This is a genomic window from Bradyrhizobium sp. UNPF46 (genome assembly GCF_006658625.1).
GTDB classification, from domain to species: Bacteria; Pseudomonadota; Alphaproteobacteria; order Rhizobiales; family Xanthobacteraceae; genus Bradyrhizobium; species Bradyrhizobium nitroreducens.
The window spans coordinates 1-1,477 of record NZ_LFJB01000141.1; the positions used below are offsets into that span (position 1 = coordinate 1).

Here is a 1,477-nt window from a genome sequence, read left to right on the forward strand (position 1 = left end):
AGCGTCTCGCAGACCGCGGAGGCGACCAAGGAGGTCACCACCAATATCGGCGGCGTCTCGACCGCTGCCAACGAGACCGGCAACGCGGCCGGCATGGTGCTCACTGCCGCCAGCAACCTCTCCAAGCAGGCCGAGCAGCTCTCCGGTGAGGTCGGGACCTTCCTGGCAGGCGTGCGCGCGGCGTAGGCCGCGCGACATCCGTGGCTCGAACGCGACGATGCATCGACGAATCGATGCATCGGTTGAGCCGATGCTCGACCGCGTAAACGCGATCACGATCCATATTTTTCTGGACACGTCGCCGCAGGCGTTGGCGTCTCGCCTGCATATGCGTGTCCACGGCTGCGCGGATTGCGCCGCGCCGGAACGCGCCATCCGCTGCGTTCAGGAATGGTAAGAACTTCCTGATACGGCTGCGCGAGAACAAGCATTCTACAACCGTTCCCGAGGCCGTCATGACGCTGCTCAGTCACCTGAAGATCCGCACCAAGCTCGCCAGCATGGTCTGTCTCGCAGCGCTCACGGTGACCGCGCTCATCGTTGCATCGGCCTATCTCAGCAAGACCCGCATGCTCGACGATCGCGCGCGCCAGATGCAGACGGCGGTCGATCTGCTGCACGGCTTCGCGCAATCGCTTCATGACGAGGTCGCCGCCGGCAAGATGACGCTCGCCGATGCCCAGGCCCAGTTCAAGCTGCGCGGCCGGCAGATGAAGTTTGGCGGCGGCCAGGGCTATCCCGTCGTCTACACCGCCGATTCGACCGTCATGATGAACGGCGGCGCGCCTCAGCTCGAGGGCAAGAACAACGGCATCAAGGACGCCAATGGCATCGTGATCAGCGATGCAACAGTCCACACGGCCAGACGGGCCCCTGAAGGCGCCATACTGTCCTATCTTTTCCCGCGTCCGGGCGAGACCGTTCCCGTTCGCAAGCTGGTCTTCGCGCGCTACTTTGCGCCCTGGAACGTCGCAATTGCCTACGGCCTCTATGTCGACGACATCGACGCCGACGTGCGCGCGCTGACACTGGAGCTCGCCGCAATCGGCATCGGCCTGATGCTGTTGATGGCGACCTTGTCCTGGCTGATCGCCCGCGACGTGCTCAGTGCGCTCGACCGCCAGAAGAACCGGATGCAGGCGATCTCCGAAGGCGCCATCGACAAGCCCGTCGAGGAGACCGGCCGCGGCGACGAGATCGGCCGCATGGCCGAGACTCTCGAAGTGCTCAGGCAGACTGCGCTGACGGCCCGCACACTGGAGGCGGAGCAAGTGGCAGCCAAGTCGCGCAGCGAGCAAGAGAAGCGCGACGCCCTGGTCGCGCTTGCCGACCGCTTCGACGCCTCCGTCGGCCAGCTCGTCGGCCTGATGGCCTCCGGCTCCGGCGAGCTTGAGCATACCGCCAAGTCGATGTCCTCGACCGCCGAAGGCACCAACCGCCGCGCCGCATTGGTCGGCTCGGCCGCCACCGAAGCCAG

At 65.5% G+C, this 1,477-nt stretch carries 2 protein-coding genes and 1 pseudogene; all 3 read left to right on the plus strand.

Annotated features, from left to right (window positions below; genetic code table 11):
• A pseudogene (locus tag UNPF46_RS37165) lies at positions 1-186 on the plus strand (methyl-accepting chemotaxis protein); the annotation flags it as partial.
• A gap of 31 nt (positions 187-217) precedes the next feature.
• Entirely contained in the window at positions 218-397 is a 180-nt protein-coding gene (locus tag UNPF46_RS38100) for a hypothetical protein (RefSeq protein ID WP_181770284.1), read from the plus strand.
• Between the two features lie 58 nt (positions 398-455).
• Positions 456-1,477: methyl-accepting chemotaxis protein (locus UNPF46_RS37170; protein WP_181770285.1), on the plus strand; the 1,022-nt coding region annotated here is incomplete at its 3' end.